Origin of the sequence: Ureibacillus acetophenoni (assembly GCF_900220965.1) — a bacterium.
GTDB classification, from domain to species: Bacteria; Bacillota; Bacilli; order Bacillales_A; family Planococcaceae; genus Ureibacillus; species Ureibacillus acetophenoni.
In genome coordinates this window covers 293,790-318,241 of record NZ_OBQC01000002.1, presented here as the reverse complement: position 1 = coordinate 318,241, position 24,452 = coordinate 293,790, and the positions used below count along the sequence as shown (strand labels likewise).

At 34.3% G+C, this 24,452-nt stretch carries 26 protein-coding genes and 1 other annotated feature; of the genes, 24 read left to right on the top strand and 2 right to left on the bottom strand.

Going from position 1 to position 24,452, the window contains the following annotated elements:
• From mreC to pheA, 13 genes are all read left to right on the top strand, one after another.
• Window positions 1-900, top strand: coding sequence for a rod shape-determining protein MreC (mreC, locus tag CRO45_RS04325; protein WP_097148406.1), 900 nt, complete (start codon window positions 1-3; stop codon window positions 898-900).
• Between the two features lie 2 nt (window positions 901-902).
• Window positions 903-1,430: a rod shape-determining protein MreD gene (gene mreD, locus CRO45_RS04320; protein ID WP_097148405.1), complete on the top strand. Its 528-nt coding sequence runs from the start codon at window positions 903-905 to the stop codon at window positions 1,428-1,430.
• A gap of 26 nt (window positions 1,431-1,456) precedes the next feature.
• Complete coding sequence (locus tag CRO45_RS04315) at window positions 1,457-2,125, top strand: septum site-determining protein MinC (RefSeq protein ID WP_097148404.1); 669 nt, start codon at window positions 1,457-1,459, stop codon at window positions 2,123-2,125.
• Between the two features lies 1 nt (window position 2,126).
• On the top strand, window positions 2,127-2,924 hold the full coding sequence (gene minD / locus CRO45_RS04310; RefSeq protein ID WP_097148403.1) for a septum site-determining protein MinD: 798 nt from the start codon (window positions 2,127-2,129) through the stop codon (window positions 2,922-2,924).
• A gap of 166 nt (window positions 2,925-3,090) precedes the next feature.
• On the top strand, window positions 3,091-3,657 hold the full coding sequence (locus CRO45_RS04305) for a peptidoglycan DD-metalloendopeptidase family protein (protein ID WP_097148402.1): 567 nt from the start codon (window positions 3,091-3,093) through the stop codon (window positions 3,655-3,657).
• Window positions 3,630-4,268 (top strand): site-2 protease family protein, encoded by a 639-nt coding sequence (locus CRO45_RS20255; protein WP_235864517.1) that lies wholly within the window; start codon window positions 3,630-3,632, stop codon window positions 4,266-4,268. The genes CRO45_RS04305 and CRO45_RS20255 overlap by 28 nt, the downstream gene beginning before the upstream one ends.
• A 42-nt stretch (window positions 4,269-4,310) precedes the next feature.
• Window positions 4,311-4,386: a sequence feature (ribosomal protein L21 leader region), on the top strand.
• 14 nt (window positions 4,387-4,400) lie between these two features.
• Complete coding sequence (gene rplU / locus CRO45_RS04295) at window positions 4,401-4,709, top strand: 50S ribosomal protein L21 (protein ID WP_097148401.1); 309 nt, start codon at window positions 4,401-4,403, stop codon at window positions 4,707-4,709.
• 14 nt (window positions 4,710-4,723) lie between these two features.
• The gene (locus tag CRO45_RS04290) at window positions 4,724-5,080 is read left to right on the top strand and encodes a ribosomal-processing cysteine protease Prp (protein WP_097148400.1); all 357 of its coding nucleotides are present in this window, start codon (window positions 4,724-4,726) and stop codon (window positions 5,078-5,080) included.
• A gap of 5 nt (window positions 5,081-5,085) precedes the next feature.
• On the top strand, window positions 5,086-5,376 hold the full coding sequence (rpmA, locus tag CRO45_RS04285; protein WP_097148650.1) for a 50S ribosomal protein L27: 291 nt from the start codon (window positions 5,086-5,088) through the stop codon (window positions 5,374-5,376).
• Window positions 5,377-5,616: 240 nt separating this feature from the next.
• Window positions 5,617-6,138 carry a Spo0B domain-containing protein gene (locus CRO45_RS04280; RefSeq protein WP_170949402.1) on the top strand — a complete coding sequence of 174 codons (522 nt, stop codon included), beginning with the start codon at window positions 5,617-5,619 and terminating at the stop codon, window positions 6,136-6,138.
• Window positions 6,139-6,150: 12 nt separating this feature from the next.
• Entirely contained in the window at window positions 6,151-7,440 is a 1,290-nt protein-coding gene (gene obgE, locus CRO45_RS04275; RefSeq protein ID WP_097148398.1) for a GTPase ObgE, read from the top strand.
• An 82-nt stretch (window positions 7,441-7,522) separates the two neighbouring features.
• Window positions 7,523-7,978 (top strand): ACT domain-containing protein, encoded by a 456-nt coding sequence (locus CRO45_RS04270; RefSeq protein WP_097148397.1) that lies wholly within the window; start codon window positions 7,523-7,525, stop codon window positions 7,976-7,978.
• A gap of 56 nt (window positions 7,979-8,034) precedes the next feature.
• Window positions 8,035-8,910: a prephenate dehydratase gene (gene pheA, locus CRO45_RS04265; RefSeq protein WP_097148396.1), complete on the top strand. Its 876-nt coding sequence runs from the start codon at window positions 8,035-8,037 to the stop codon at window positions 8,908-8,910.
• Window positions 8,911-8,977: 67 nt separating this feature from the next.
• On the opposite strand, the gene CRO45_RS04260 is transcribed toward pheA, so the two are convergent.
• The gene (locus tag CRO45_RS04260; protein ID WP_097148395.1) at window positions 8,978-9,508 is read right to left on the bottom strand and encodes a transcription repressor NadR; all 531 of its coding nucleotides are present in this window, start codon (window positions 9,506-9,508) and stop codon (window positions 8,978-8,980) included.
• A 144-nt stretch (window positions 9,509-9,652) separates the two neighbouring features.
• On the opposite strand from CRO45_RS04260, the gene CRO45_RS04255 reads away from it, so the two are divergent.
• From CRO45_RS04255 to CRO45_RS04220, 8 genes are all read left to right on the top strand, one after another.
• Complete coding sequence (locus tag CRO45_RS04255; RefSeq protein WP_097148394.1) at window positions 9,653-11,230, top strand: LysM peptidoglycan-binding domain-containing protein; 1,578 nt, start codon at window positions 9,653-9,655, stop codon at window positions 11,228-11,230.
• A 1-nt stretch (window position 11,231) separates the two neighbouring features.
• Window positions 11,232-12,074 carry an aminoglycoside phosphotransferase family protein gene (locus tag CRO45_RS04250; RefSeq protein ID WP_097148393.1) on the top strand — a complete coding sequence of 281 codons (843 nt, stop codon included), beginning with the start codon at window positions 11,232-11,234 and terminating at the stop codon, window positions 12,072-12,074.
• Window positions 12,075-12,217: 143 nt separating this feature from the next.
• Window positions 12,218-12,844, top strand: a complete 627-nt coding sequence (gene ruvA / locus CRO45_RS04245; RefSeq protein ID WP_097148392.1) for a Holliday junction branch migration protein RuvA — start codon at window positions 12,218-12,220, stop codon at window positions 12,842-12,844.
• Between the two features lie 12 nt (window positions 12,845-12,856).
• On the top strand, window positions 12,857-13,855 hold the full coding sequence (gene ruvB / locus CRO45_RS04240) for a Holliday junction branch migration DNA helicase RuvB (protein WP_097148391.1): 999 nt from the start codon (window positions 12,857-12,859) through the stop codon (window positions 13,853-13,855).
• 17 nt (window positions 13,856-13,872) lie between these two features.
• The gene (gene queA / locus CRO45_RS04235) at window positions 13,873-14,913 is read left to right on the top strand and encodes a tRNA preQ1(34) S-adenosylmethionine ribosyltransferase-isomerase QueA (protein ID WP_097148390.1); all 1,041 of its coding nucleotides are present in this window, start codon (window positions 13,873-13,875) and stop codon (window positions 14,911-14,913) included.
• A gap of 93 nt (window positions 14,914-15,006) precedes the next feature.
• A complete protein-coding gene (gene tgt, locus CRO45_RS04230) occupies window positions 15,007-16,152 on the top strand; it encodes a tRNA guanosine(34) transglycosylase Tgt (protein WP_097148389.1) in 1,146 nt (381 codons plus the stop codon).
• Window positions 16,153-16,298: 146 nt separating this feature from the next.
• On the top strand, window positions 16,299-16,559 hold the full coding sequence (yajC, locus tag CRO45_RS04225) for a preprotein translocase subunit YajC (RefSeq protein ID WP_097148388.1): 261 nt from the start codon (window positions 16,299-16,301) through the stop codon (window positions 16,557-16,559).
• Window positions 16,560-16,674: 115 nt separating this feature from the next.
• Complete coding sequence (locus CRO45_RS04220; protein WP_097148387.1) at window positions 16,675-17,328, top strand: DUF421 domain-containing protein; 654 nt, start codon at window positions 16,675-16,677, stop codon at window positions 17,326-17,328.
• Here CRO45_RS04220 and CRO45_RS04215 read toward each other — a convergent pair.
• Window positions 17,309-18,823: a putative polysaccharide biosynthesis protein gene (locus CRO45_RS04215; protein WP_097148386.1), complete on the bottom strand. Its 1,515-nt coding sequence runs from the start codon at window positions 18,821-18,823 to the stop codon at window positions 17,309-17,311. The two genes, CRO45_RS04220 and CRO45_RS04215, sit on opposite strands and share 20 nt — an antisense overlap.
• Before the next feature lie 98 nt (window positions 18,824-18,921).
• Between CRO45_RS04215 and CRO45_RS04210 the strand changes: the two genes are divergently transcribed.
• The 3 genes from CRO45_RS04210 (at window position 18,922) to recJ (ending at window position 24,446) form a co-directional block, all read left to right on the top strand.
• Window positions 18,922-19,245 carry a post-transcriptional regulator gene (locus CRO45_RS04210; RefSeq protein WP_097148385.1) on the top strand — a complete coding sequence of 108 codons (324 nt, stop codon included), beginning with the start codon at window positions 18,922-18,924 and terminating at the stop codon, window positions 19,243-19,245.
• A gap of 198 nt (window positions 19,246-19,443) precedes the next feature.
• Window positions 19,444-21,717: a protein translocase subunit SecDF gene (gene secDF / locus CRO45_RS04205; protein WP_097148384.1), complete on the top strand. Its 2,274-nt coding sequence runs from the start codon at window positions 19,444-19,446 to the stop codon at window positions 21,715-21,717.
• A 392-nt stretch (window positions 21,718-22,109) separates the two neighbouring features.
• A complete protein-coding gene (recJ, locus tag CRO45_RS04200; protein WP_097148383.1) occupies window positions 22,110-24,446 on the top strand; it encodes a single-stranded-DNA-specific exonuclease RecJ in 2,337 nt (778 codons plus the stop codon).
• Window positions 24,447-24,452 lie beyond the last annotated feature (6 nt).

Sequence of the window (24,452 nt, the reverse complement as noted above, 5' to 3'; positions counted from 1 at the left end):
ATGCCACATTTTTCAAACAAGAAATTAATATTGCTACTTGTTAGCATGATTTTCATTGTGGCATTGATTAGCTTCTCGTTACGTGACCGTCAAAATGCAACGTTACCCGAACAATTCATTAAAGATACTGTTGGTTTAGTTCAAGGTTTAGTAGCTAAACCAGCAAATTACATAACAGGAATTTTTAACGATATTAATTCACTTTTAAATACTTACGAAGAAAATAAACGCTTGAAAGTACGTTTAGAAGACTTTGCAGCATTACAATCTGAAGTAAATACGTTGAAAAATGAAAATAAATCTTTGCGTGACATTGTTGAAAAAGAAAATAGTTTGAGAGAATACGTTCCAGTTCAAGCAACTGTCATCGCTCGAAATCCAGATCAATGGGAAGAAAAAATTATTTTAGATAAAGGTTCTTCTCATGGAGTAAAAGTTAATATGGCAGTCATGACAGCTCAAGGATTAATTGGTAAAATAAGTTTGGTGACTCCGCTTACATCAGAAGTGGAATTAATTCAAACGAACAATCCAAATTTTAGAGTCTCCGCTGTCATCCAAGGGGAAAATGAAGAGATTTTCGGTTTAATAGAAGGATTTGATGTAGAACGTAATGAATTAATAATGAAGCGAATCGATTCAAGCTTTGAGGTAAAAGAAGGAGAACTTGTTATTTCATCTGGATTAGGTGGAATTTTCCCTAAAGGAATTCTAATCGGGGAAATTACAGAAATTACAACAGACGATTTTGGTCTAACAAAGATGGCCTATATTAAACCGGCTGCTGATTTTTCTATGTTACAAGACGTTATGATTGCAAAACGAACAGTCGTTTCAATCGATGAGCACGAACAATTGAAAAACGAACAATCTGAAGAAACTGAAAATGTAGGTGAATAATAATGGTTGTTCGATTTCTAATACCATTTATAGCCATTTTATTGTTTTTATTAGAACCAGAATTTGCGTTATTTTCTCCGATTGAATTAAATGGACAAACTGTCTATTTAGTTCCTCGTTTTTTAATTCTGTACTTAATATTCGTATCTATTTACTACAGTCGTAAACGTGCTGTAGTTTATGGTGTTATTTTTGGACTCTTGTATGATGTATTTTACATTGATATTATTGGATTATATTGTGTCCTATATCCACTAATTTGTTTAATTGCTGGTTCAACAGTAAAGTTCATTCATCAACATTTAATCATTACAACGTTGATATCTTTAATATTAGTAGGATTGATGGAAATCGTACTTTACTATTTCTTTTATATTATTAATTTTACATCTATTACGTTTTCCATTTTTATGGCAAGCCGTTTAATTCCTACAATAATAGCAAATTTACTATTTTTAATTATGTTAGGTTGGGTATTCAAATATTTAATCAATGCACGGGTTTTACAACGTGCAAATGAAAATACTTAGACAATAGCGTGAGGTGTCGCTTTATTATGAAAAAACAGCTTGTCCACATTAAAGGGACAAAAGAAGGATTGGTACTTCGACTTGATGACTGTTGCGCCTACGCGGATTTAATAGACGAGCTTGAAAACAAAGTTTCTGAAGGCGGTATCGATAATAGAGTTGATGTCCAACTGGATTTAGGATATCGTTTCTTAACGGAAGAACAGAAAAATGATTTAATTCAAGTTGTAGAGAAATCTGGTAAAATGCATGTGCAAAATGTATTTAGCGAAGTTATTAGTGTAAATGAGAGTAATGAACTTCTTCTCGCAAGTAAGCGCGACACCTATATCGGAATTGTTCGCTCCGGTCAAATAGTTAAGGCTGCCGGAGATATTGTGATTATTGGGGATGTCAATCCGAACGGACGAGTTGAAGCTGGTGGAAACATTTATGTTCTTGGAAAATTGAAAGGACAAGTACATGCAGGGGTTGATGGGAATAAGGAGGCAATTATCGTTGCATCCCATTTTGAACCAACACATGTCTATATAGCCGATCAAATTGATATCATGTCAAATGAAAAACCATTTGTAAGTCAACATGTAGATCAAATCGTTGCTTTTATTGATCAAAAGGGCGTCATAGCATATGAACGACTACAGGAAGCAAGAAATTTACGTCCATTATTAAATACTATTCAGGGAGGAAGCTAATGTGGGTGAAGCTATTGTAATTACTTCAGGAAAAGGCGGTGTTGGGAAAACCACTACTACCGCGAATCTTGGAACTGCATTGGCTCTTCAAGGTAAGAAGGTATGTTTAGTTGATACTGATATTGGTTTACGAAATCTTGATGTTGTACTAGGGCTAGAGAATCGAATTATTTACGATTTAGTAGATGTAATCGAAGGCCGCTGTAAAGTTCATCAAGCAATCGTTCGAGACAAACGTGTTGATGAAAAACTATATTTATTACCTGCTGCTCAAACGACGGATAAGAATGCTATCAATCCTGAGCAAATGAAGAGTCTCATAGATGAACTAAAGCGTGAGTTTGACTATGTTCTAATTGATTGTCCTGCAGGAATTGAACAAGGTTATAAAAATGCAGTTGCTGGTGCTGACCGAGCAATTGTAGTAACAACTCCTGAAATATCTGCTGTACGCGATGCAGATCGAATTATCGGATTGTTAGAACAAGAGGATATTGAACCGCCACGCCTCATTATTAATCGGATAAGAAAAAATTTAATGAATAAAGACGATAACCTAGATATTAATGATATTACAACCCATTTATCTATTGATCTATTAGGTATTATTATAGAAAGTGAAGATGTCATCAGTTCTTCAAATAAAGGAGAACCGATCGTAATGAATCCAAATAATAAAGCCTCATTAGGTTATCGCAATATCGCTCGACGAATTCTTGGTGAGTCAGTTCCATTAATGGCTATAGAGGAAGATAATAAGGGCGTATTTGCAAAAATTAAATCTCTTTTCTCTAGATAGTTCACTAGACGAAAATCCCTTAAGTTTTTCTCTTAGGGGATTTTTTATTTTTATAAAACCTCTATATATCTACGGATTTAGACACAATACTGTTTATGACATAATCTTTTTAATTTCTCGTAGAATCTTAATTTTCTATTGTTCATATACTATTGAAAAATGGGGAATGGATGATAAAGTGTTTAAAAAATGGAAATGGATAGGCGCTAGCATTATCTGTTTATCAATTCTTGTAGCAAATTATTTACAAGAAAACGGTCAAATTAATATGAATGTAAAAAAAATTGTATATAGTTCAGAAGACTTGAATTCAATGCGCAATGTTTTACGGGAAGTATTTAATACGGAAGAAGAGCCGAAAATTGCAGTTTCTAGTGAAACAGTTAGTAATGAGCTACTATCTTTCATTGCTGTAAAACCATATGATGAAGGATACTTACTAACCTTTGAAAAGCCACTTCCAATTATTTCGATTGAAAATGGACTAGTTGTTTATACTGGTCATAATACGCATACAGGTAAAACTATATCTGTATTTTATGAAAATAATACAACAGTTACTTACGGCTTTGTTGATGCATTTACAACATTACCGTATACATCAGTTGAAAAAGGACAGACCATTGCAAATAAAGAAGAACCTGGTAATTTATATATTCAAATTGAAACAAATGGTAAGCGATTAAATTTAGAAGAAACCATTAAATGGATGCGAGAGTTCGTACAATCGTGACTCGAATGGTCATTCATCCATTATTTTTACCTTTACTATTTGGAATGGTCTTATATGGAGATGTAGCGTATTATGCAATGATTTTAATATCTTTAATTGTCCATGAAATTGGTCATTTATTAGCAGCTTGGATTGTTAGAGTTAAAGTTGTAAAATGTGTCATTATGCCCTATGGTGGCGAGATTGAGCTGGCAGGTGGAACTTCGCTGGACGCTAAAAAACAGTTAATCATTGCATTAGGTGGACCAATTGCAACCGTAGTTTGTATATTAATGACACCATTGTTAGATCCATTATTTGCTGACCCATTTTTAAAAATACAATTAATCTTATTATGTATTAATTTAGTTCCTATTTGGCCACTTGATGGCGGGAGAATTGTTCTTTCTTTAATTTTAATGTTTGGTAGAAAGTCTAGAAATTTTGAATTGTTTCTTTTATTTTCATTAATGACTATTTGTTTTACTGTACTTATTTCATTTATTTTCTTACCTCGTTCTCTTATTATTTTTGTTTTAAGTTTGTTTTTATTTATAAAAATTGTACAAGAATGGCGATATCGAAAATACCGTTTGGCGTTTGAAAAACATGTGATGAAAAGATTGACTTAAGAAAATTACTATGTTAGTATTTTACTGTTATTGTTTGTAGCACCCGTGCTACAACCGCTCTGGGAAGGTTTAAGTATCGTTAGATCACCTTTCATAACAGGCGAGTCTGAGTCTAAGAGGAGGTGCAGTTAAATGTACGCAATTATCGAAACTGGTGGTAAACAAATCAAAGTAGAAGCTGGACAAGAAATCTATGTTGAAAAACTAGGTGTAGCAGCTGACGAGGTTGTAACTTTTGATAAAGTTTTATTCGTAGGTGGCGAAACAGTAAAAGTTGGAGCTCCAACTGTTGAAGGTGCTACTGTTACAGCGAAAGTTGTAAAAGAAGGTCGCGCTAAAAAAATCACTGTATTCAAATACAAAGCGAAGAAAAACTACCGTCGTAAACAAGGTCATCGTCAACCATACACTAAATTAGTTGTTGAATCAATCAACGCTTAATTAGGAGTGATGACATGATAACTGTTACGATACATCACGATGAAAATAGACATGTATCTGCATTTGAATTTTCAGGTCATGCTGAGTATGACCAAACAGGTAAAGATTTAGTTTGTGCTGGTGCATCGACGATCGCCTTTGGCACAGTCAATGCAATCTACGCATTATTAAATATTGAACCTAAAATTGAACAGGCTAATGAAGGTGGAGGCTATTTACGAGTAGAACTTCCATCTGATATAGATTCTGAAATCGATGCAAAACTACAGTTAATTGTCCAAGTAATGACTGCCCAAGTTTATTCTATGGTGCAAAGTTACGGGCAATATATTCGTATCAACTACAATCAAGTAGGAGGTGGAACAGAATGAAATTATTGTTATCTTTAGATCTTCAATTTTTCGCTTCGAAAAAAGGGGTAGGTTCTACTAAGAACGGTCGTGACTCTGAAGCTAAACGCCTTGGTGCTAAACGTGCTGATGGTCAATTCGTATCTGGTGGTTCAATTCTTTACCGTCAACGCGGTACAAAAATTTACCCTGGTACTAACGTAGGCCGCGGTGGAGATGACACACTTTTCGCTAAAGTTGACGGCGTTGTTAAATTTGAACGTATGGGCCGTGACAAGAAAAAAGTTAGTGTATACCCAGTAGCTCAAGAAGCATAATTATTTAAGGACTGCTTTATGCAGTCCTTTTCTATTATAAAAAAGTATATGAAAATTGTAAGGGACTGCAAATTGCAGTCCTTTTTAGTGCAAAGAACATCAATATTTAAAAGGAAGTTGCATATTATCATTCTTTCCAAAAAGTAAAATGACAAGAAATTAATAGACAAAATTGGTATACTAGAAAATAGTTCGATTCAATGTCTTTTTGTTTTCATGTCGCATTTTTGGGAGAGAATTATGGAGAACAAAACATTTACAGTTGTAGATACAATACGTTTTGCAAATCATGACTTTTTAAATCATCTTCAGCTTATAAATCTAAATTTAGAATTAGGTCGAATTGAAGAAGCTAAAGGACTAATTAAAAATATTTCCGAGAATTATAAAACTTATTCGATATTAAAAATGATACCCTTACCTAAAACTGTGGAATGGCTATATACATTTAATTTTCGATATCCGGCCATTCACTTAACAATAAATAGTTCGGTCAAAGATGTAAATCGTCTGCAAAATGATGATGAAATTGTAGAATACTTAGATAATACAATAAAACATATTTACAATGGATTAGATCCATCTGTTGAACACAAATTATTAATTGATATACAAATAAAACAAAACAACTTTAAACTTCAATTTCAACTCACTGGAAAATGGGAGACTGAATTAGCACATCCGACAAAATTGACTAATATAAAAGTCAAAACATATGAAAAGACAAATCTATCTTGGGAATATGAATTGACATCAGAATAGGAGTGAAATTAATTGTTCGTTGATCACGTTAAGATTTATGTAAAAGGCGGCGACGGTGGAGACGGTATGGTAGCCTTTCGTCGTGAAAAGTATGTACCTATGGGAGGACCAGCAGGTGGCGATGGAGGTAATGGAGCAAACGTCGTATTCCTTGTAGAAGAAGGATTAAGAACGTTAATGGATTTTAGATATAAACGTCACTTTAAAGCTGACCGTGGAGAACACGGGATGAGTAAAGGAATGCATGGAAAAAATGCAGAAGACTTAATTATTAAAGTACCGCCTGGAACAGTTGTTGTTAATGAAGAAACCGGTGCTGTCATTGCGGATTTAGTAGAGCATGGACAAAAAGCAATTATTGCCCGAGGCGGTAGAGGTGGAAGAGGAAATTCACGATTTGCAACACCAGCAAATCCAGCTCCTGAGCTTGCTGAAAAAGGAGAGCCAGGTCAGGAATTAAATGTTATATTAGAATTAAAAGTACTTGCAGACGTTGGTCTCGTAGGTTTTCCAAGCGTTGGTAAATCAACGATCCTTTCTGTTGTATCTGCAGCAAAACCTAAAATCGGAGCCTATCATTTTACGACAATTGTCCCTAATCTAGGTATGGTTGAAACAGATGATGGCCGAAGTTTTGCAATGGCCGATTTGCCAGGTTTAATAGAAGGTGCACATCAAGGTGTTGGTTTAGGTATGCAATTCCTTCGTCATATTGAACGTACGCGTGTAATTGTACATGTAGTCGATATGAGTGGAATGGAAGGACGAGATCCGTATGAGGACTATGTAACAATTAATGAAGAGTTAAAACAATATAATCTTCGATTAACAGAACGTCCTCAGATTGTAGTTGCAAATAAAATGGATATGCCAGAGGCAGAAGAGAATCTTCAAGAATTTTTAAAAAAGGTAGGAGATTCTGTAAAGGTCTTTCCAGTTTCAGCAGTATCACGACAAGGTTTAAAACCTGTTTTATATGAAATTGCTGATTTATTAGAAGTAACACCTGAGTTTACGTTACATGAAATTGAAGAAGAAGAAAGTAACGCTACTGTTCTTTATAAACATGAGAAAAAAGGTGAAGATTTCCAAATTACTCGTGATGATGACGGTGCATTTGTAATTTCAGGTTATTCAATTGAAAGATTATTTAAAATGACTGATTTCAGCCGTGAAGACGGTGTTCGTCGCTTTGCTAGACAGCTTCGTGCAATGGGGGTTGACGATGCTTTACGTGAAAAAGGTGCAACCGATGGAGATACAGTTCGATTACTTGAATTTGAATTTGAGTTTGTAGATTAAAGTTTTTGTAAAAATGGGGTCAAATGAGAAATTGATTTGACCTCACATTTTCATTTAGCAAAGGGTTTTAGGGGGATCTTTTATGAAGAACATTGCAAATCAGCGTTATTATTTAGTTAGAGAAGATGTGCTCACAGATGCAATGCAAAAAACATTGGAAGCAAAACAACTTCTAGAAAGTGGTTCGGTTTCATCAATTTGGGATGCAGTGAAAAAAGTTGATCTATCACGAAGTGCATTTTATAAGTATCGAGATGCTGTATTTCCGTTTCACTCTATTGTTAAGGAACGTATACTTACAATTAGTATTCAATTGCAAGACCAAAAGGGGACACTTGCCAATTTACTTGGTATTATTACGAATGCGCATTGCAATGTTTTAACAATTCATCAAACAATCCCGATTCAAGGGCGTGCGAATGTAACGCTATCTTTAGATGTTACGAGCATGGATATTGATTTAAACGAATTAATTGGAAAAATAAAAAAACTAGAATTTGTAGAATCAGCGGAAGTAATTAGTTCGGGTGCGTTATAAATAATTCCCAATAGAATTACTTAACTGCTCTTATAATAGAATACGGGGGAGTTTTCGTGAAGTCTGAACAAGTACAACAAAAAATAGCATATTTAGGTCCAGAAGCAACATTTACATATATTGCAGCAGATGCACTTTTCCCTGAGGATCAACTAATCCCAATGACTACAATTCCAGAATGTATTGATGCTGTAGTTGAAGGGAAAGTAAAATATGCTGTTGTTCCTTTAGAAAATGCATTAGAAGGAATAGTACCATTAACGATTGACTATTTATATCATGAAGTGAACTTATATGTTGTAGGTGAAGTGTTAGAGAAAATTCAACAACATCTAATGGTAAACAATTCACAAATTGAAAATTGGCATAACATAGAAGAAATTTACTCACATTCACATGCGTTAGCTCAATGTCATAAGTATTTATTTTATCGATTTAGTGGAGTGCCATTACGACAAAGTACATCTACAGCAGCTGCAGCAAAATTTGTAGCAGATAATCCAGATCGATGTATCGCAGCAATTGGTAATTTTTCTTCAGCTGAAAAATACGGATTGGAAATTGTTGAAAAAAATATTCATGATTTCCATTTTAACCATACACGCTTTTTTGTTTTGGCAAAACAAAATTCACGTTTACCAATTGAACAATCTAACGGTGAACCTAAAACAACGTTAATGCTTACATTACCATCCGACGAGTCAGGTACATTACACCAGGTATTATCTGTATTTGCTTGGAGAAAGCTTAATCTAAGTAAAATTGAATCAAGACCTCTAAAAACAGGATTAGGTGATTACTTCTTCATTGCAGACGTATTAGCAGATGAAAATGATGTAATGATGCGTGGAGCTTTTGAAGAATTAAAATCAATTGGTGTTACGGTAAAATCACTCGGTACATACTATACATATAATACCCCAGAAGTGTGATTGAATTGGATATTGGACTTTAAACTAAAAAAGATACGAATTGCCATTTGGGCAATTCGTATCTTTTTTAACTTTCTATTAAATACCCCTTTGATCGAAGTAATTGTTCTGCACGATCCAACTGTTGAATTGATGGTGCACTTAATACGTGAAGATGTGTTCCGTTTGTTAATACAGAAAGATAATTCGCCCCTGTATCTTCTACTTGCTCAAGAAATTTTTGAACATCTAATCGATTGGAAATCATCATTGATGCTGTAATTTCGCCGTAAACAGGATGGTCTACAATCACACTTTTAATCGTAACACCACAGTCAACAATTGTTAGCATTTCATCTTCTGCTTGTTCGGCAGTATGTACACATACAATTTTACGTTCATATGTTTGAGTTGTTTCATCAGTGTGTAAATACAAATACCCTTGACTAGTTGCAATTATTGGTTCATTACGAGCTTTTAATAAATTCATATCATTGACAATAACTTGTCTCGAAACATTTGCATGTTTTGCTAACTCAGTACCTGTAATTGGAGCTTGAGCGTTTTTAAGAAGTGTGAGAAGTTCGTTTCTTCTTTCATCTCCTAACATTTTTTTCATGCAAATCCTCCCCTTACCAATTTTTTTCTGTATTAAAAATACTGTCTTTTACATAGTTTATCACGAGGAATGAAATCATTCTTATATTTTTGTGTCCTTTTCATTTGATTAACATATTATAAAACGAGAAAAGGAGGATGTTTTGTGCGAACTCATGTTGTACAAAAGGGCGATACACTATGGAAAATCGCTAAACAGTATGGTATAAGTTTTGATGAATTAAAGCGTCTTAATGGGCATTTAGCTAACCCTGATTATGTTGTTCCGGGAATGGAGATAATATTGCCTGATCATGCTTCCAATACAAGTAATACTGCCACAACTAGAACAACTAGTAATAAAGAAACTCTAACTGCGCCAATTGGGCCAACTACGGAAAGGCCGACACAACCTGTCCAAAATGTAAAGCCATCCAAAGAAGAAATGACTATGCCAATGCCGGAATTACCACCGCAACCAGTAAGGGAAACAAGACCATCGAAAGAGAAAATGACGGAGCCATTACCAGAATATGTAATGCCAACTCCAGCACCACAGCCTGTGCCAATGCCACAAATTAAACCAGAATTTATGCCTGAATTTCATTTTGCACCACAAATGCACTTTACACAACCACAACCACAACCGATGCCAATGCCACAGTCTCAAAAAGTTATTATGACACAGCCACAACCTCAGCCACAACCAATACCTATGCCGATGCCAATGCCACAACCTATTATGATTGAAGTTCCAAAACCTGAAATTCGAGTTGAGGAAAAAGAAGTGACGAAAACTGAATATGTTCCTGTTCCCCAACCATATTTAGTCTATGTACCACATGTAATAGAACATATGAAGTATGTTCCACAACCACAACCATGCCCATGTCAACATAAAAAACATCGATGCCATAAAAAACATCGACCATGTGGCTGTGGTGGTAATCAAACTATGCCAATGTATATGGAACAAATGCCAATGCATATGGAACAAATGCCAATGCATATGGAACAAATGCCAATGCATATGGAACAAATGCCAATGCATATGGAGCAAATGCCGATGCATATGGAGCAAATGCCAATGCATATGACCCAAATGCCTATGCCTTGTGGCTGCAATAAAGCTACACCGTACAATCAAATGCCATATCCTTATTTTGAACCAAACTATGATATTGCACCGATAATGGATGATGATTATGGGATGGATGATTATGGAATGGACGATGATGGAAAAGACTCTACTTTACCTGATTGGGTAGTTGACTCTTCCTCATATCCAGGTGTTCTAGGTGCACGTCATGAACAATCTAAGGATGATATGACCGATGATCGCATGTATGATGATAAAGATTCAAAGGTAGCTGATTACTATCATCAAATGAGAAAAATTGAAGATGATTATAGACCATCTGAACATGTTTATGGTCATCATGATATGAATTATCCTTCAAGTCATTTCATGCAACAACAGCCATACATGCCAGATTATTCAATGCTAGAACATGCAATGCCAGAACATTATCAAATGCCATACCAACCAATGCCAGAACACTATGAAATGCCGCAACATATGTCAGAACAGTACAATATGCCAGATTACTATATGCATCAACCAATGTCATACCCGATGATGCAGCAACCACATATGATGCCACAACATATGAACTACCCATCGCAACCATATTATCCACAACCGGGACATCATTCTTCAAATTACAAACCTTGGACTTATTAAAATGCAAATAAAAAATAATATATGGAAGCGTGAAACACCAAATGAAACATTATTTATAAAAAAATACGAAAATGAACTAGTCGCTGAAAAAGTAAGATTCATCCATGAACAATTAGAAGCGATTAGGTTTCCATATGTGATTCCCTTAAAAAAAACGAACGAACCGAATCTACTCGTTCAAAGTTGGCAACATAGAAGCTATAGTTCAGACTTCTCAGATGCACGTAATCGAAAACAAGCTGTAAATATTTTAAAAGCGTTACATGAAACAAATAATTTCATTGACTGGCAAAGTAATGTCATTATTCCGAGACAAAATTTATTTAATAAGTGGTCAGCAAGACTTGAAAGATTTTTATCTCATGAAAAAGAACTCGTTCCGTATTTACAACAGTCATATTATGATATTACGCATTATGCAGAAAGAACATTGAGGAAAATGCGGAAGAAAACCGAAAAAAATCCTTCAAATCTTACGTTATTGCACGGTGATGTTGTTCATCATAATTTCTTAATTACTAGAGATGGTATGAAAATTATTGATTTTGATTTATCAGTCGTTGGAGATCCAGCTGATGAATTAATATTATGGTTACACCGAGCGCTTCCAACAGTTAACTATGATCTGCAAAAATTATTAAATGAAAATCAATATTTGAAGGATACATGTCTTCGTAAACTGCACTATCTCCAATATCCGAATGAGCTATTACGGGAATGGTTGTATATTTTACAACTTGGTGATATTGAAAAGGAAGCCTTCTTAGACTATATAATGCCATTTACAGAAAATGCATTAAGGCATTGGCCTTTGTTAATTGCAAAAAGTGAAAGAATTAGGTAAAGAATTATTGTTCTATTGTTAAATATAAATCGAAAAAATGAGGCCGTCTTGTTTAAGACGGTCTTTTATATATGTGTCATGTTACGATTAGTATTCTAGTTCCAATATGCTATAATTGATAGATGTGAATGTGAGGGATAGCAATGTATGATTATATTATTGGTCAAGTAAAACGTGTTAGTCATGAATATATTGTTCTGGAACAAAATCAAATCGGGTGGTGTATCTACACGCCGAATCCTTTCGCTTTTCAAATCGTGGAAGCTAATCAGCAAGTTTATATACATATGCATGTGCGTGAAGATGTTCAACAGTTATTTGGGTTTAAAACAATTGAACAACGTGAACTATTTAGAAAACTATTGCAGGTATCGGGGATAGGACCTAAAGGAGCACTCGCTATTTTAGCAAGTGGTAACCCATCACAGGTAATCTCAGCGATTGAAAGTGAAGATGAAGCTTTCTTAGTTAAATTTCCTGGGGTGGGAAAGAAAACAGCCCGTCAAATGATTCTTGACTTAAAAGGAAAACTAGGAAGTCTTATGAATGATCCTAACTTAGTTATACCAAGTAAAGAAGATGAATTACCATTATTCGGAGTGAATCCGAATCAACAACATTTAGAAGAAGCAATTTTAGCTTTAGGTGCCCTTGGTTATTCAGATAAAGAGCTAAATAAAATTAAGCCTCAACTTGAAGAGAATGATTCATTAACAACGACTGAAAGCTATATGAAACAAGCTTTACAACTATTATTAACAGTGAAGTAAGGGGGAGATTGCATGTCTGATCGAATTATTTCAAGTAATGCAAATGAGTTTGATGAACAATTTGAATTTTCCCTAAGGCCACAAAAACTAATTCAATATATAGGACAACCGAAAGTAAAAGAAAGTTTAAAGATTTTTATAGAGGCAGCAAAACTCCGTGAAGAAAGCTTAGATCATGTGCTTTTGTATGGACCCCCTGGATTAGGGAAAACAACTCTAGCTAGTATTATTGCGAATGAGATGAATGTTAACATACGAATGACTAGTGGCCCTGCCATTGAAAGGCCTGGAGACTTAGCTGCAATCGTTAGTTCTCTCGAACCTGGTGATGTATTGTTTATTGATGAAATTCATCGTCTATCAAGAGCGATTGAAGAAGTCCTATATCCAGCGATGGAGGATTATTCTTTAGACATTGTTATTGGAAAGGGACATGAAGCAAGAACAGTTCGATTAGATTTACCTCCTTTTACTTTAGTAGGGGCTACTACGAGAGCGGGAGCATTATCAGCCCCCTTTAGAGACCGTTTTGGTGTAATGTTACGCCTAGAATATTATGATGAATCCTCTCTAATTGAAATTGTGCTTCGAAGTGCTAAACTATTTGAAGTTGATATTGAAAGATCAGCTGCCAGAGAAATTGCTAGACGCTCCCGTGGTACCCCAAGAATAGCCAATCGATTATTAAAAAGAGTAAGGGATTATGCACAAGTCATTGGAGATGGTGTAATTTCACTACCAATTGCCAATCAAGCACTCCAACTACTCCAAGTAGATCCTTTAGGCCTTGATCATATTGACCATAAGTTAATAAAAAGTATGATTGAAAGTTTTAAAGGCGGACCTGTTGGGTTGGATACTCTTGCTGCATCAATTGGTGAAGAAAGGGTAACAATTGAGGATGTATACGAACCATATTTAATGCAAATTGGATTTATACAAAGAACACCACGTGGTCGTGTTGCAAGCGTCTTAGCGTACGATCATTTTGGTTACCCACATCAAACTTAAAAAAAGGAAGTTTCAACATGAAAGTAGAAGATTTTGATTTTGAATTACCTGAAGAACTAATAGCTCAAACACCATTAGAAGATAGAACTGCAAGTCGGTTAATGGTTGTCGACCGTCAAACTGGAGAGGTAGAACACCATCAATTTCCACATATTCTAGATGAAATACATGAAGGAGATTGTCTTGTTTTAAATGATACACGAGTTATGCCAGCAAGACTTTTTGGTACAAAGGAAGGTACAGGTGCCCATATCGAATTGTTGTTGTTAAAACAAGGTCAAGATGATGAGTGGGAAACGTTAGTAAAACCAGCGAAACGAGTAAAAATCGGTACAGAAATAACATTTGGAAATGGTTTGCTAAAAGCTACTTGTACCGGTGAATTAGATCACGGTGGGCGAATGTTTAAGTTTAGTTATGACGGTATTTTTTATGAAATATTAGACCAACTTGGTGAAATGCCACTTCCGCCATATATTCATGAGAAGCTAGACGATCGTGAACGTTATCAAACCGTTTACTCGAAAGCGATTGGATCTGCAGCAGCACCTACAGCTGGATTACACTTTACCAATGAAATATTGGACAAAATAAAAGCTAAAGGCGTAGAAATTGTTTTTATCACACTACATGTTGGGCTTGGAACTTTCCGTCCTGTAAGTGTAGACTCTATTGAAAGTCACGATATGCACTCTGAATTTTATAGTGTTACAGAGGAAGCAGCAAATACGATTAATCATACGAAAGTTAATGGTGGAAAAGTAATTGCTGTAGGAACAACTTCCACTCGTACACTTGAAACAATTGCTCAAAAATACGATGGTGAAATACGTGCCGAACAAGGATGGACAAACATCTTTATCTATCCAGGTTTCGAATATAAAGCAATAGATGGGTTAATTACAAACTTCCATTTACCTAAATCTACTTTAGTTATGTTAGTAAGTGCATTAACATCTAGAGATATAATTTTAAGTGCATATAGGAAAGCTGTCGAAGAAAGGTATCGATTCTTCAGCTTCGGTGATGCAATGTTTATTCGCCCAATTCGTGATTAAACATTTGTTAAAATTGATAAAATTACATTAAAATGGGGAAACCTAAAAAGAAACCGAAGTACTGTGCTTACTTCATTATGAAAGGAATTTTTTATGACACAACCAGCAATAAGATATGAACATATTAAAACATGTAAACAAACTGGAGCTAGACTAGGAATCGTTCACACGCCGCATGGTTCTTTTGAAACACCTGCATTTATGCCTGTTGGAACACAAGCAACCGTAAAAACAATGTCACCTGAAGAAGTGAAAGAGATGGGTGCAGGGATCATTCTATCAAACACTTATCATTTATGGTTACGTCCAGGGAACGAAATCGTGAAAGAAGCGGGTGGGCTTCATAAATTCATGAACTGGGACAGAGCTATTTTAACGGATTCTGGTGGTTTCCAAGTATTTTCTTTAAGTGATTTTCGTAAAATTGAAGAAGAGGGAGTATACTTTCGCAACCATTTAAATGGGGACAAGCTGTTCTTAAGTCCAGAAAAATCGATTCAAGTTCAGAACGATTTAGGCGCGGATATTATTATGGCATTTGATGAGTGTCCACCATACCCAGCAACTTATGAATATATGTTAGCTTCTGTAGATCGTACAACTCGTTGGGCAAAACGTTGTAAAGAAGCACATAGCCGTCCAGAAGAGCAAGGTTTGTTTGGTATTATTCAAGGTGGCGAATTTGAAGATTTAAGAAAACGTTCAGCAGAAGCCCTTGTTGAACTAGATTTCCCAGGATATGCAATTGGTGGGCTGTCTGTAGGGGAACCAAAAGATGTGATGAATAAAGTACTTGAATTTACAACACCGCTCATGCCGTTTGATAAACCTCGTTACCTTATGGGCGTTGGTTCACCTGATTCCTTAATTGATGGTGCGATTCGCGGAGTAGATATGTTTGATTGTGTATTACCAACACGAATTGCTCGTAACGGTACATTGATGACATCAGAAGGTAGACTAGTTGTGAAAAATGCACAATATGCAAAAGATTTTGGACCTCTTGATCCAAATTGTGATTGTTACACATGTAAAAACTATTCAAGAGCTTATATTAGACACTTAATAAAAGCTGGTGAAACATTCGGTATTAGACTTACAACTTATCATAATTTACAATTCTTATTAAAACTAATGGAACAAGTACGCCAAGCGATTCGAGAAGATCGTTTAGGTGACTTCCGAGAAGAATTTTTCGAAAAATATGGTTTTAATAAACCTGATGCAAAAAACTTCTAGTTCTTATATAATAGTAAAAATATAATGAAAATCTTCAAATTTTTATCATATTTTGATTATTTTCATAAAAATAATAGTTTGAAATCGCTTTTTTAATTAAAATTATACTATACTATTTAAGTGAGATTTAGAAAGGGGGAAAAAGTTTGGATACATTATATAGTTTGCTACCAATTATTATCATGTTTGCGGCGATGTGGTTTATCTTAATTCGTCCAGCACAAAAAAGACAAAAAGCAACTGTTCAAATGCAAAATAGCCTTAAACGTGGAGATCAGGTTGTAACAATCGGTGGACTTCATGGTGAAATCGATGCGATTGAAGATACTGCTGTGTACATCTTAGTTGATGGGAAAACTCGTATGAAATTTGAGCGTCAAGCAATTGGTCGTGTAATTACAGAATAACAAATAAAAAGCTTACGAATTTAGGACAACCTTTATTCGTAAGCTTTTTTCATTTATTACGATGAATAGTTCCCTTTTATAGTGCAAACAATGAGATTAGAAAGGGAGTTTTGAGGTGGAAATTTATTTAGAAATAATTTTTCGGACTATTATTTTATATATTTTAATACTTGTCATTTTCCGATTAATGGGAAAAAGGGAAGTTGGCGAGTTAAGTATAATGGATTTAGTTGTCTTTGTATTAATTGCTGAATGTGTTGCTTTTGCCTTGGAAGATATGGAGAAAGAGCTACTACCAACTATTTTTCCAATAATCCTATTGTTCCTCATTCAGTATTTTAATTCGTTACTTGCTTTAAAAAGTAAAAAAGTAAGAGATTTAATCGATGGCGATCCTTCTTTAGTCGTTAAAAATGGAGTCATTAACGAAGAAGAAATGAGAAAACAACGATATAACTTAGATGACTTATTCCAGCAATTACGAGAAGAAAGAGTGCCATCTATAAAAAATATTGCCTATGCATATCTAGAGCCATCAGGAAAATTATCTGTGTTTTTAAAAGATGACGACCCACTCATTATCCCCTTAATTGTCGATGGTGATGTAATAGAAAGACATTTAAGGATGATAGATAAAGATGAACAATGGCTCAAAGATACGCTAATAACAAAAGGCTACAATAATATAGATGAAATTTTTTATTGTTGTTATGAAGATTATGATTTACATGTCCAACTAAAAGGCACTCCTATTGACGGGAAACAATAGATCGTAAATATCTAAAATCACTTAAACGGAACTGATTTAAGATAATTAAAAGTAATGTAACAATTCCTAAAGTAATCGCACTATTTGTCCAAAAATTAAAATTGAGCATTGGTAACAGATAACTTTGAATAATACAAGTTGCTATAAATACAACATATGGAATGACAAAGAATCGGAAGCCTCCAGCAATCATTTTATGTTGGCGAATAGTTGCAATATGTAAAAACGACGTCATCAACACACCAAACCCGATTGCAATAATCGCACCATATTCAGCAATTGAAGCTTGAGAGGCTAGTACAAACATAATAAACAACTTTCCTAAACCACCATAAATTGAGTTCATCATTGCAGCCCGAGCTTCATCAACGGCTTGTAAAATCGAATGTAATGGGCTTTGAATATAGTAAAAATAAAAGATTGGAGCTAGTATGCGCATATAACCTTTTGTATCTTCTAGACCAAATAACATTAATGCTAATTCATCGCCATGTAAGAAAAAATAGGCAGCTGCATAACAACCGATTAATGAAGACATTCTTAATGAAATCTCGATACGATCATTTAGCAATGAATAATTGTTTCTAGCGATTGCGCTACTTACCGCTGGAATCAAAACAATTGCTAAAGCGTTTGGAATAAATGAAGGAAATAGTAATAACGGAATATGAACACCGGATATTACTCCATATAAAGTTGTGGCACCCGCTGCAGTTAAACCAGCTATCGTCAATGCTTTTAAAAAGATGATTGGTTCTAAAAACCAAGTAAATGTTCCGAATAAGCGACTACCTGCTGATGGAACGGCAATTCTAAGGAGCGGCATAGCAGGATATGGTTTTGGTTTTTCTGTTGATTTTAATTTTGATTTTGTATAAAGATAATGTAGATATAAATAGATGAAAGATACAACTTCACCGATAGCAGTTATTGCCATAGCATACGCGGCCGTCATTTCTGGATTACCTTGTACAATAAAAGCAGGTAAAATCATTGAAATAAGGGCAATTCGTACTAATTGTTCAATCATTTGTGACCAAGCTGTAGGCGAGATTTTAGTTACACCTTGTAAATAACCGCGAATAAGTCCAGAAATTACAACTATTGGAACTGCGCCTAATGCGATATATAGTGTTACTTTTGTAGCTTCATTCTGTAAAAGTGTACCAGCTAAAAATGGAATGAAGAAGTAAAGAATTGGTATAAAAACAATCATAGAAGCAATGGACCACTTAATGGCTGTTGACATAACAGCTTTAAGTTGTCCAATTCGCTTTTTCGCATAAAATTCTGCAATGATTTTTGCTACAGCGATAGGTAGTCCTATTTGTACGAGTGAGATAAAGAAGATATAAGCAGGGTAGGCGGTCATATATACCCCGACTACTTCTTCCCCGGCCACCCTCATAAACTGCATTCTATATACAAAGCCGAACAACTTAGATAAGAAAATAACAATCATTAAAAAAACGGTCCCTCTAACAAACGATCCCATTTATTCAATCCCTTCTCATTTCAAGAAATATCCGCTACAATATTTGTATGCTCGTACTACACAAGTTAAAACAAATCTAATCTTTGGGGTGAAAACAAATGGAGAATCTACATCCTGATTTATTTAAAAAAATTTTACCTGCTTTACAAAGTAAAATTGAAGAGTTTCAGCATTATGGTTATGAACATATTACAAAAGAAGATTTGTGGAATTATTGTGTAAATAAAAAATGGAGAAAAAAGATTATTGAAGAGTTAAAATTATATGAAGTAGTAGAAACAATCTTTTCCATTTCAGCATCAGAAATTGTTAGTTATACCCAAATTAAATCATTTAGCACTTCTGATTGGTTTGGGGAATTAAATCAAGATGAATTGAATGAGCTATTTAGAAAAGAACCGAAAAAAAATCATCAAACATAACGTTACAGTTTGTTTATATTGATTTGACACCATGCAATTCGTGTTACATAATAAGTTTGTTGCTTTAAAGAAGATTCGAGTTCTAAGTTGTTAAGAACTATGCTAATCCGTTAGTAGAACGATAGCATTTAAGCAAAAGACGCTCTATGCGTTTTTTTGTTTTATAAGTTGTATACATACACCCAAGGAGGATTATGCATGAAATTAAAAAGCCGTATATTAGCTTTTCTAGTCGTTGTTGTCGTTTTGTTTGCAGCAATGGGTGGAACAGTTAAAGGGATATTAGAAGATGTAAAACTCGGCTTAGATTTACAAGGTGGTTTTGAAGTATTATATGAAGTTACACCATTAAAAGAAGGTCAACCAATAACATCTGATATATTAGCAGATACAACAACTGCTTTAAACAACCGTATCAATCAATTTGGTGTAAGTGAACCTAGTATTCAAGTAGAAGGTGAAAACCGTATACGTGTTCAACTTGCAGGACTTGATGATCAATCGTCAGCACGTGAGCTTCTATCGAGTACTGCTAACTTATCATTCCGTGATGTAAATGATAACTTATTATTAGATGGAACGGATTTAGTAGAAGGTGGAGCAGCTGGCTCATTTAGTGATACTAACCAACCAATTGTTACTTTAACTTTAAAAGATGCTGGAAAATTTGCTGAAGTTACAAGACAGGTTTCGCAAATGCCTCCAGGACAAAATTTTCTTGTTGTTTGGCTAGATTTTGAAGAGGGTGTAGATAGTTACGCACAAGAAGTTTTAAAACCTGAAGAACAACAAAAATTTATTTCTGCTGCGACTGTTAGTCAAGTATTAAATACAACAAATGTAATGATTACCGGTAATTTCACAGTTCAAGAAACGAAAGATTTCGCAAGTGTGTTAAACGCAGGTGCATTACCAGTAAAATTAACTGAGATTTATTCTACTTCTGTAGGTGCTCAATTCGGTGAACAAGCATTAAAAAGTACAGTTTATGCAAGTGTTATAGGTGTACTATTAATTTTCATCTTTATGTTATTCTATTACCGTTTACCTGGTTTAATCTCTATTATTACATTATCAGTTTTTACATACTTAGTACTATGGGTATTCAATTCAATTCAAGCAGTATTAACTTTACCAGGAATTGCAGCCCTAGTTTTAGGTATAGGTATGGCTGTAGACGCAAACATCTTGACTGCTGAACGTATTCGTGAGGAATTGCGTGTTGGTAAGAGTGCAAAAGAAGCTTATCATTTAGGATCAAGACAATCGCTATCTGCCATCATTGATGCTCAGTTAACTACATTATTAGCTGCCGGGGTATTATTCTGGTTTGGTACAAGTTCTGTAAAAGGATTTGCTACAACATTAATGATTTCAATTGTCTTAAGTTTCGTTACTGCAGTGTGGTTATCTCGTGTATTACTAGGTTTACTAGTGCAAAGTGGTTATTTTGATAACCCATTTTTATATGGTGTTCGTAAATCAAAAATACACAACGAATCTGAAGAATTAACTTCTTTAGATTTAACTACAAATTTTGATCGATTAGATTTTGTACATCATCGAAAAAAATTCTATACATTCTCAATGCTAATACTAATTGTTGGTGTAGTAATTATTAGCATTTTCAGATTAAATTTAGGAATTGATTTCTCTAGTGGTACACGTGTAGAAGTATTATCAAATGAAGCAATTACTCAAGAGGAAATTACTGATTATATTTCAACTATAGGTTTCCCATCTGAGGATGTTGTAATATCTGGAGAAGAGCAAAATATAGCAGTAATCCGTTATAAAGATGATTTAACTCAAGCTGAGATATTAGAATTTAAAGAAGTAGTGTTAAAAGATTATGGTCATGAGCCAAGTGTTAGTACAGTTTCACCAACAGTTGGACAAGAGCTAGTGAAAAATGCTATCTACGCATTGGCCATTGCAGCATTAGGTATTATTATTTATGTTGCTATCCGATTTGAATGGCGAATGGGTGTAGGTGCTATCGTTTCGTTACTACATGACGTATTCTTTATCGTAGCACTGTTTAGTTTCTTTAGAATAGAAGTAGACATAACATTTATTGCAGCTGTCTTAACGATTGTAGGTTACTCTATAAACGATACAATCGTTACATTTGACCGAATTCGTGAAAATGTTGACCGAAGAGGTGAAATTTCAACACCTGAAGAGTTAGCTGAAATTGTAAACAAATCTTTAAGACAAACAATGGGTCGTTCAATTAACACAGTGTTAACTGTAATTATCGTAGTTGTTGCATTGTTAATATTAGGTGCTCCAGCTATTCAAAACTTCTCTATTGCTTTAATTATAGGTTTAGTAACTGGTATGTACTCTTCGATCTGTATCGCTGCTCAACTTTGGTACACGTTAAAAGTACGTCAAATGAAGAACAAAGGTACAAAAGTTGTAATGAAAGAGAAAAAACAGTGGGGTTCAGACGAGCCAGTTGTTTAATGTATAAAAAATAGAGGAATGTGGCGAAAGTTAAACTTCGCTACATTCCTTTTTTATTAATAATAGCAATTCTTATTATTAGGTGTCATCATTAGTACTTGTTTTACGGGATTTAAAATCTATTGAATGCAAAAAAAATTAAAGAATTAGAAAAAATTAATCCCTAACTATGATAAAATAAAAGCAAAAGTTAATAAACAAAATATAAAATTGGCAGCAGAAAACCAAAAGAATTCTACTGATAAGTAAAAAATGAACTCATAAATTATACACGGTCAAATTCATTCATTGAATTAACCGTTTTTTTATTTCTATAAATCTTTAAAAATATTAAAAATAACTTATTTTAATATTTATTATGTATAATGAACAATGGTAAGGAAGTGAGTAGTTTGATTAAATCGAAGAAGAAGTGGGTTGTTCAAAAACCAAATGAAGAACTCGTTAAACAATTACAAACTGAATTAGGCATTTCATCAATAGCATCCAAAATACTCATTTCTCGAGGTGTTGAACGAGCAAGTGATGCACATTCTATCTTAAACATGGATGATAGCAATTTACATGATCCGTTTTTACTACAAGGAATGAGTGATGCGGTAGAACGTATTAATAAAGCAATTGAAAATAATGAAAATATATGTATATATGGCGATTATGATGCCGATGGAATATCAAGTACAACAGTTATGTTGCGTACATTGCAAGAATTAGGAGCAAATGTAGACTATATGATTCCTAATCGATTTACACATGGATACGGACCTCATACAGAGTTGTTTCAACAACTTCATGAGTCTGGAGTAGATTTAATCATTACAGTTGATAATGGTATAAGTGGTATAGAACCTATTCGTATTGCTAAAGAGTTAGATATGGATGTCATTGTCACAGATCACCATGAAGCAGGAGATGTATTACCACCAGCTGATGTAATTATTCATCCTCGCGTTCCGGAAGGACAATATCCATTTCCTGAATTAGCAGGCGTTGGAGTTGCATTTAAGTTAGCACAAGCGCTCTATGGTCATATACCAACACATTTGTATGAATTCGTTGCAATTGGAACTGTTGCAGACTTAGTCCCCTTAGTAGGAGAAAATCGTTATTTTGTTCAACAAGGTATTAATTATTTGAAAAGGTCATCGAATCCTTGGGTAAAAGCATTATGTGAAGTTTCAGGTGTAAATCAACATGAAATCGATGAAGATAGTATTGGATTTTATTTTGGTCCTAGACTAAATGCAATTGGCCGTTTAGGTAGTGCATCTCCAGGTGTGGAATTTTTAATGAGTGACGATTCATTTAGTGCAGCTGATGGGGCAAAACTCCTAAACAAGAAAAATGTAGAACGTAAAGAAATAGTGAAGTCAATTACTGAAGAAGCAATTAGTATGATTGAAAACGATGACACTATAGCCAACTCTCAAGTTTTAGTTATTGCAAAAGAAGGTTGGAATCCAGGGGTTATTGGAATTGTTGCATCACGATTAGTAGAACTTTATTATAAGCCAACGATTGTATTATCATTAGACATTGAAAAAGGATTTGCAAAAGGATCTGCACGAAGTATTGAAGGCTTCCACATGTATAATGAATTGGCAAAAAATCGTGAAATATTACCTCATTTTGGTGGCCATCCTATGGCTGCTGGTATGACATTCCCATTGGAGTATGTGGACGAGTTACGAAATCGACTTCACATACAAGCGACAGAGTGTTTAACTGAAGAATTACTGACTCCCAAATTAACAATTGATGTTCCTGTAGAATTATCTGAAATTACTGTTGAGGCAATTGAGGAAATTAAAAAACTAGGACCATTTGGAACTGGATTTTCAAAACCGATTTATACAATTCAAGATGTTAAAGTTCGTTCCATGAAAAAGATTGGTGCACAAGAAAACCATTTAAAAATGGAATTAGAAGATGATTACGGTTTACTTGATGCCATAGGTTTTGATAAAGGTTATTTACACGAAGAAATTTCTTATGGAGTAAAGGTATCCTTTGTTGGAGATTTGCAAATTAATGAATGGCAAGGTAGGAAAAAACCTCAATTGATGATAACTGATATACAAACTGATGAGTGGCAATTATTTGATTATCGAGGCAAGGTTCAATCTCATCGCTGGATTCAGCTTATTCCAAAAGAAAATGTGGTTTATATTGCATTCAAACAAGAAACAATCAATCAATACCAAACTTTGATCTCAGATTCGATTCATTTGTACAACAAAAGTTTACATTATTCAAAAGAGCCATATATAGTTCTTTTGGATTTACCAAATACTATGCAGGAAATAGAACAAGTTATAGCTGAGGCGAAACCGTCTAGAATTTATGCTGTATTTTATACACAAGATTCACAATTCTTTAATGGAATGCCTACAAGAGAACATTTTGCTTGGTATTATACTTTTATTAAACAAAGACCATCCTTTAATATAAATGAAAAAATTCAACAATTAGCAAATGTTAGTGGATTAAAAATAGAAATCATCAAATTTATGACAACCGTGTTTTTTGAGCTAGGATTTGTTACAATAAACAATGGTCTGATTTCTTTAGTAGAAGGAGCACCAAAACGAACTCTTGAAGAAGCACCTACATATAAATTACGCGTACAACAATTAGAAATTGAGCAGAAGTTTTTATATGCGAACTATCAAGATTTGAAACAATATTTTTACGAATTAATGACATCAAAGGAATATCAATATTCCTAATATCAG